Annotated in this window: 8 protein-coding genes; all 8 read left to right on the top strand. The window is 62.3% G+C overall.

The annotated features are described in order from the left end of the window. Nucleotides 1–204: hypothetical protein (locus AB6804_RS31305; RefSeq protein WP_370889753.1), on the top strand; the 204-nt coding region annotated here is incomplete at its 5' end. A gap of 92 nt (nt 205–296) precedes the next feature. Continuing rightward, nucleotides 297–725, top strand: a complete 429-nt coding sequence (locus AB6804_RS31300; protein WP_370889752.1) for an antitoxin Xre/MbcA/ParS toxin-binding domain-containing protein — start codon at nt 297–299, stop codon at nt 723–725. 46 nt (nt 726–771) lie between these two features. After that, entirely contained in the window at nt 772–1,245 is a 474-nt protein-coding gene (locus AB6804_RS31295; RefSeq protein WP_370889751.1) for an RES family NAD+ phosphorylase, read from the top strand. 87 nt (nt 1,246–1,332) lie between these two features. Further along, a complete protein-coding gene (locus AB6804_RS31290; RefSeq protein WP_370889750.1) occupies nt 1,333–3,291 on the top strand; it encodes a phage integrase family protein in 1,959 nt (652 codons plus the stop codon). 79 nt (nt 3,292–3,370) lie between these two features. Beyond that, entirely contained in the window at nt 3,371–3,646 is a 276-nt protein-coding gene (locus AB6804_RS31285) for an RNA chaperone Hfq (RefSeq protein ID WP_370889749.1), read from the top strand. Between the two features lie 847 nt (nt 3,647–4,493). After that, complete coding sequence (locus AB6804_RS31280) at nt 4,494–4,694, top strand: hypothetical protein (RefSeq protein WP_370889748.1); 201 nt, start codon at nt 4,494–4,496, stop codon at nt 4,692–4,694. A gap of 436 nt (nt 4,695–5,130) precedes the next feature. After that, nucleotides 5,131–5,376, top strand: coding sequence for a hypothetical protein (locus AB6804_RS31275; RefSeq protein ID WP_370889747.1), 246 nt, complete (start codon nt 5,131–5,133; stop codon nt 5,374–5,376). Between the two features lie 422 nt (nt 5,377–5,798). Then, complete coding sequence (locus tag AB6804_RS31270) at nt 5,799–6,449, top strand: TetR/AcrR family transcriptional regulator (protein ID WP_370889746.1); 651 nt, start codon at nt 5,799–5,801, stop codon at nt 6,447–6,449. The last annotated feature ends 502 nt before the right edge of the window (nt 6,450–6,951 follow it).

Raw genomic sequence — 6,951 nt, 5'->3', positions numbered from 1 at the left:
GACTTATTCGAGCTGGCTCAATCAAGTGGAGCGCTGGTTTGGCTTAATCACGCAGCATGCTATCCGACGCGGATCCTGTCCCAGAAATTACTTTGCATACTTCAGAAAGTGGCTCGGTTGGATGGAATCGGCGGTTGCGGTCCAGACAAATGGACGGTTGTGTTGGTTGTAGCCGTTATTAGCAGTGAAGCATTTAATCGCTAGAATGACGGGGTGGCGGCGTTACGTCTAGCTTGGATAGGGTAGAGGGATCATTTGGCCTATAATGAAGGTTCACATGAACCCAGGAGACCGCCATGCTGCTGGTGTCGCCCGAACAGATCGCCGCGGTGATGGCGCTGCCGTCCATCCCGCACTCGATCGCCGAACTCGACGCGCAGGTGCGCGAGGGGTTGCCGAAGTCGGCGCTCAAGGAAGGCGTCGCGCACGCGACGCGCAGCGCCGACGAACGCCGCGCGCTGCTCGCGCGCATCGTGCCGGCAGCGACGTTTAAACGCCGCCGCGACCGGCTGAGCCCCGACGAGTCGGAGAAGACCGAACGCCTGGCGCGCATCGTCGCGACCGCGCGCTACGTGTGGGACGACGAGGCGGATGCGCGCGAGTTCCTGAACACGCCGCACCCGCTGCTTGAAGGGCGCACCCCGGTCGAGGTCGCGTTGACGGAACTGGGCGCGCGGCGCGTCGAGGAACTGCTGTGGAAGCTGTTTTACGGGCTGCCGGCATGACGCTCTCTATAGGGCGCAGTGAGAAACAGGTTGGAGTGCCGGGCTGATGCGGATCCGGATCGCCGACAGCCGCCATCCGGTGTGGAGCGGCACCGGCGCGATGCGGGTCGGCGGGCGCTTCAACAGTCCGGGGCGGCCAGTGATTTACGGCGCGCTGAATTTCGCGGGGGCGATGCTGGAGGTGCTGGTGCACGCGCGGATCGGCAAGGTCCCGAAGCACCACGTGTGGGTGGAAGCCGAGGTGCCGGAGGAGGTGGCGATCGAGCGCGTCAGCGTCGAACACTTGCCGGCGGGATGGGATGCACCGGACCCGCAGCTCGCGCGGCGCTTCGGCGACCGGTGGATCGAGGAGGCGAGATCGGCCATCCTGGTCGTGCCGTCGGTGGTGGCGCGGGCGGAATGCCATGCCGTGGTCAATCCCGCGCATCCGGATGCGGCGCGCCTGGTGGTGTCGGCGCCGCAGCCGGTCGTATGGGATCAGCGGCTGTTCGTCAGCGGGCGGGACGCTGCACCCGGATAAGCTCACCGTCCTCCCCTGAAAAGCCTCACCGAACGAGCCGGATGTTGGGAGCCTAGCTTCCGTTAATGAATTGACGAGAGCCCCGCGATGGCCAATCAACCGCAACAGCTGACCCTGCCGCCGCCGCGCACCTACACGCGCACTGACTTCACCGCGCTGCGCGCGTTCGTGCAACGCCTGCCGGCGGCCACCATCGCCCGGCTCTACTACGATCCGGAGTACGCCCCGCACGCGGCGAGCGCCGACGCGATGGAGCGCTATCTGCGCACCATGCGCGATGACCTGGTGCAGCTCGCGTTACGACACGGCTCGTCGGTGCTGGCCGACCATCTGAAGGCGTCGATCAGGCAGCACGGCAGCGCCAAGCTCACCGCGATGACCTTGCGCATGGTCGAGCAGGCGTCGACGCTGGCCGCGGCGGTGCCGCTCCCCGCGCACCCGGTGCACCTGTGGTTCCGGCCGCTGATTGCGCGACGACTAAGCGGGGAGGGGATCGGCACGCTCGGCGCGTTGATCGACTACTGCAATGCGCGCGGCGGCAGCTGGTGGCGCTCGGTGCCGCGCATCGGCGCGTTGCGGGCACGGACGATCGTCGCGTGGCTGCGCCGGCATGAAGCGACGCTCGGCGCAAAGGTCGCGGCCGATGTCGACACGGCGTCCCTGGTCCCGGCGCATGCGACCGAAGGGGAGGAGGGCGACCGCGTGATCGTGGTCGGCGGCGATCTGGGCGAACCACGGCTGGCACCGTTTGAGCACCTCGCGGTGCCGGCCGAGTTATCGGGGGCCGCGGGCTTTAACCGGGCGACGAGCTTTGCGTTCATCCGCGCCGAGCACGACCTCGCGGCGGTGCACGCGTACCTGCACCGCTATCGCGACCGGCCGACGACCCTGCGCGCGTACACGCGCGAGCTCGAGCGGCTGATCCTGTGGAGTGTGGTGGTGCGGCAGAAGGCGCTGTCGTCGCTGACGGTCGAGGATTGCGAGGCCTATAAGGATTTTCTGCAGGCGCCGTTGCCGTCATTCACCGGTCCCAAGCGACCGCGCACCAGCGGCCGCTGGCGCCCGTTTGCGCCGGAGGGCTTGTCGGCCGACAGTCAGGCGTATGCGGTGCGCGTGCTGCGGGCCGCGTTCGCCTGGCTGGTCGACGTGCGCTATCTCGCCGGCAATCCGTGGAGTGCGGTGCACGAACCGGCGACCGTGACGCGCGAGCTGTCCGTGCAAGTACACCGGGCGCTGCCCGCGAGCTTATGGACGCGGGTGCGTCAGGCGCTCGATGCCCGCTGCGACGGGTTGAATAGGGTTGCGTCCGACGCTGACGACGAGGCGCGACAGTGGCGCGCCGCGCGGGCGGCGATTTTACTGATGGGGGATTCCGGATTGCGGCGCGCGGAGGCGGCGCTCGCCCGTCGCGAAGATTTGCGCCTCGCCGAGGTGGCCGGGGACGGGCGCGCGTCGCGCAGCCCCTCGCCCCGATCGCCTTCGCAGACAACGTCGCCGCCAATGTCGACCCACTCGGCCGAGTCAGGCCGCGGCCCGTCGTCGGTCTGGACGCTGACGGTGATCGGCAAGCGCCGCAAGCAGCGCACGGTGCCGGTCAGTGGCGCGACCATCGCGGCGCTGCGCGCACACTGGCAAGACCGGGCGCGCGACTTCGACGCGGCACAGGCACGCGGGCCCTTGATCGCGCCGCAGTGGATTCCGGCCACGCGCACCGCGCTCGGGCGGCATGATGCGCAGACGGAGGAAGAACCGTACACCGTCGATGCGTTCGGGCGACTCGTGAGAACGGCGGTGCAACGGCTCGCCAAGGAGAGTGCTGCGCTGGCGGACTTCAGCACCGACGACCTGGTGCAGTTGGCGAACACGTCGGCGCATGCTTTTCGGCATACGTTCGGCACGCGCGCGGTCGCGCGTGACATGCCGACCGATGTCGTGCAGGCCATTCTCGGTCATGCGTCATTGCAGACAACTTCCATTTATGTGCGGGCGGAGCGACGCCGCATGCTCGAAGCCGCTGCGCGCTACTATGACGAAGATGCGGAATAGGGGCACGGCGGGCTTCTGTCTCGGAGCGGCGCCGCCAACCACGGGCCGTTCTGACAAATAAAAGAGCGGGTGGCTCACCATGTCCATCAATGCGAGCGACATCCAGGCGGATTTTCTGAACACCCTGACGCGTGAGGAAAAAGTCGTCTGGGTGTTTCTGGTCAACGGCATCAAATTGACGGGCCAACTCGTGGCGTTCGACCGATACGTTCTTGCGCTGCAGTCGCCGACGGGCATTCAGACGGTGTTCAAGAGCGCTGTCTCGACCGTCTGCGAAGCGCACGGTGTTGAGCACCTCCGAACGAGAGATCGGCGCGAGCGTCCGCCCGCCAGTGGAAGCCATCGTTGGAATTAGAGCGTCGCAGTAGGTGATGCGACGCACGGACTGCGCGGCTGCGCGCACGGTCATTGAGGAGGCGGCTGCGGCGGCCACCTGCCGGCGTGCCGAGAAAAAGGCAGCGGCATCGCTGGCGGCCGGTGCGGTTGTCCGCATAGGCGGGTCCACTGGGCTAGACCGCGCGAGAGCGGATAACGCTCTGATACGAGTAGCGGACCGGTCGCTGCGCTTCCTGCAAGTGGAAGAGCGCGTTCGTCCTAGCCACCGACGCTCGAATCGATGAGCGAAGGGCCGCCAAAACCAGCGCTATCCAATGCAATTGCGGGTGCGATAACAAAAGGCGAAAAAGAGCCGACGCGGAGGGCGTCGGCCGGGGAACGCCCGCCTCCAGTCACGACAGCGGATGCTGAGAGAAATTTAAGTATATGCCTAAAGCAAACATTTGCTAAGACGATTGCGGAATTCGAGCTTAGGCCTCAGCTCGCGCAGTCAGTCAGTATCTCGCTCGAACTACGGCTAGGCGAAAGCGCTCGGCTCGCAGCTGACCGGTCGGTCACAGTTCTTCCTGGCCCGGGGGGCCCGGCGCCGCGACGGAGAGCTCAGGGGATGGCGAAGGTCACGACCGTGCCCAGCGGCTGGGGCAGCTTGAGACTAAACCGCTGAAAAGAAAGGCGGCGCAGCTTATCAAAACATTCTTATCGTTTGCTTATTCCCCGCGTGTCGTTATCGCCGTCGAATCGACGTTGCCGTAATTTTTGCGGATTATGCATTTACAACACAGTTTTAGCGCACCTTCACCCTTCACATTGTTTTAAGCCTGTGCAAAGCTTGGACAAACATTAGAACCTGAGAGACGAGCTTTCGTATGGAAATGCACTACCACGGCGCAATCATTCGTCCGATCATTATCAAGACGGATCGCACCTTTACTTCGAGCGTTTTAATCTGCGACCCGCACGGAGATCGCCAGCTCTACGAAGGCATCGGCCGATTCGCATCGGATGAGGCGGCGGCACTGTTCGCCGTGAACTGGGCAATCGCGCAGGTTGACGGAAAGCGCCATTGACGCCTCCGTTCACGGCTTGACCGCGAGTGGCGGCGCCATAGCAAGCGACGGTGAAATCAAGCCGTTATATCTTCTGCAAGAAAAAGAACAGGCCGGCCCCAAAAAAAGAGGACGGTTAGAACATGCTTCCTGAGGAGGACAGCATGGCTGAGAGAAACTACACGCTAACAGTAGCGCGCAACAGGGGCGATGCAACCACACCATGCTCAGTGGAAACCATCTTTGCCTTATTAATTCACGAAACACGTCAGTTATCTGCCAATGAGACTCGGTGCCGATACGTCCGCAAGCGGCCATCGGATTTCAGTCGTGTCAGACGAAGACTTCGATGTCCAGTTCGCGTGTGTCAATCCGCGTTGCCGCAACCATATCGCGTAACGTTGGACGCGACGCCGTCTCCTGACCATAGAAAGGGCCGTAACGCGAGGGGGTGGCTATGATCTTCTACCATCATGGCGCCGCCGTCCAACCTTCGGCGGTCCGCGTCGGCAACGGCTTCGTTGCGCGTGCACTTATTCAAAGTCAGGCAGGTGAAACCGATTCGCTCCTGGATCTGGGTCTCTTTGCGAATCGGACTGCAGCGATGCAGTTCGCCATTCGCTCAGCGCTTGCTTACGTTGAAGGCAAGCCCATGCCGCCGCCCCCAGTGAAGGTCTTCAACAGCGAAGACACTCCAGAGTGATTTGTCGGTATGGGCGCGGCATAGAGCGCAATAACAGGCATATCGCGCGACCACGGTACCGCCGCATCACAGAGCAGGACGCCATGCCGCCGGCAACTCGACACGACCCGCGCGTGGCAACGGGCTTGACATCGATCAACCGTTGTCACCGCAGTTTGGTGAACATTGTCGCTGGGTCATCGAACTGTCTTGAGCTAAGGGACCGGCATGGCCAAGCGGCTCAGGAAGCGAAAGGGTGTGGGTGTATTACGCCCGACGATGGCGGCATGGATCACTTCCTTGATTGCCCTTAGATCGTAGGCCAACGTTTCAAACGGTAGAAATTAAGAGGCACGGTCAACGAAGGCCCGAAACGGCAAGCAGGCATTCAATGTCAACCGCTTTGACGTACGCATCGCGAGGGCACCCCAATGGAATCGGTCATGAAAGAACAGAGATGTCGACGCGACCCGCAAGGCACACGGCAGCGCATCCTGACGGCCGCACATAATGAGTTCGCCGAGGGCGGCCTATATGGCGCGCGTATTGATCGGATCGCCCGCGCGGCTGGAACCAATGAGCGCATGCTCTACTACTACTTTGGCAGCAAGGACGGGCTGTTCCTGGCGGTGCTCGATTATGTGTTGGCATCCCTGAACGCCGCCGAGCGCTCGCTCGATCTCAGCAGTGTTTCCCCCGAGGAGGGCGTAACGCGCGTGGCGCATTTCCTCTGGGATTACTATCGCGATCATCCCGACTTGGTGCGCCTTCTGAACGATGAAAATCTTCGCGAAGGAAAGCTCACGAGGGAAACGACGAGCCTGCGGCGGAACGTCTCGCCGCTGCTCGAGGCCCTCACGCACGTTCTCGAACGTGGGAAACACGCGGGCGTGTTTCGAGACGTTGACCCCGCTAAGTTCTACACGGTTCTATCTGGACTGGGCTACTACGTGGTTTCAAATCGGTTTTCCTTGGAAGCGACGTTAGGAATCGACTTGAATGATCCGACGGAAGCGAAACGCATGAGGCAGATGAGTATGGAGCTCGTCCTCTCGTATCTCACACATCACGAGCCTGTGGTGGCGACGTCCTGATGTTGAGGTGCCCTAATTCTGCTACTGGGTGCACTAATTCCGCTACTACACGGTGGCCCGGGCAGGTTTTTAAGTTTTCGCCGATATTTGCTTGCCAGGATTAGTAGCCGATCCATGTTACGTGCCCGCCGCGCAGCTGTTGCTGGAGGTTGCTCGAGTGTTGTCCCGTGCTCTTCGAGAGCAGCGATATCAGAGTCGATCCATACCCGTTTTCCATAAAGTGCGGCTTAGCCTACATTAGTACAATTAGGACACCGTGAAGGCGTATGAGCAGAATTACAGAGCACGATGCAAAGGGACGTTGCGTGGCGGCAACGGCATTCGCCAACACGGATCGCGTGAATTTGCAATGTAATCAACGCATTGTGGGATTTGCCGTTAGCAGAATTAGTGCACCTCAGTAGCGGAATTAATGAACCTCAACAACCGACGTCGTGCAAACGATTCTCGGCCACGCGTCGTTGCAGACGACCTCGATCTACGTGCGGGCTGAGCGACGCCG

The organism is Caballeronia sp. RCC_10 (genome assembly GCF_041360715.1).
GTDB lineage: Bacteria > Pseudomonadota > Gammaproteobacteria > Burkholderiales > Burkholderiaceae > Caballeronia > Caballeronia grimmiae.
Note: the sequence above shows the minus strand (reverse complement) of the source record. Positions and strands in the feature narration are given on the sequence as shown.

Coding starts and splice junctions, on each gene's coding strand:
- AB6804_RS31285 (WP_370889749.1), top strand. CDS start 3,371: ATGTCCATCAATGCGAGCGACATCCAGGCGGATTTTCTGAACACCCTG.
- AB6804_RS31290 (WP_370889750.1), top strand. CDS start 1,333: ATGGCCAATCAACCGCAACAGCTGACCCTGCCGCCGCCGCGCACCTAC.
- AB6804_RS31295 (WP_370889751.1), top strand. CDS start 772: ATGCGGATCCGGATCGCCGACAGCCGCCATCCGGTGTGGAGCGGCACC.
- AB6804_RS31270 (WP_370889746.1), top strand. CDS start 5,799: ATGAAAGAACAGAGATGTCGACGCGACCCGCAAGGCACACGGCAGCGC.
- AB6804_RS31275 (WP_370889747.1), top strand. CDS start 5,131: ATGATCTTCTACCATCATGGCGCCGCCGTCCAACCTTCGGCGGTCCGC.
- AB6804_RS31300 (WP_370889752.1), top strand. CDS start 297: ATGCTGCTGGTGTCGCCCGAACAGATCGCCGCGGTGATGGCGCTGCCG.
- AB6804_RS31280 (WP_370889748.1), top strand. CDS start 4,494: ATGGAAATGCACTACCACGGCGCAATCATTCGTCCGATCATTATCAAG.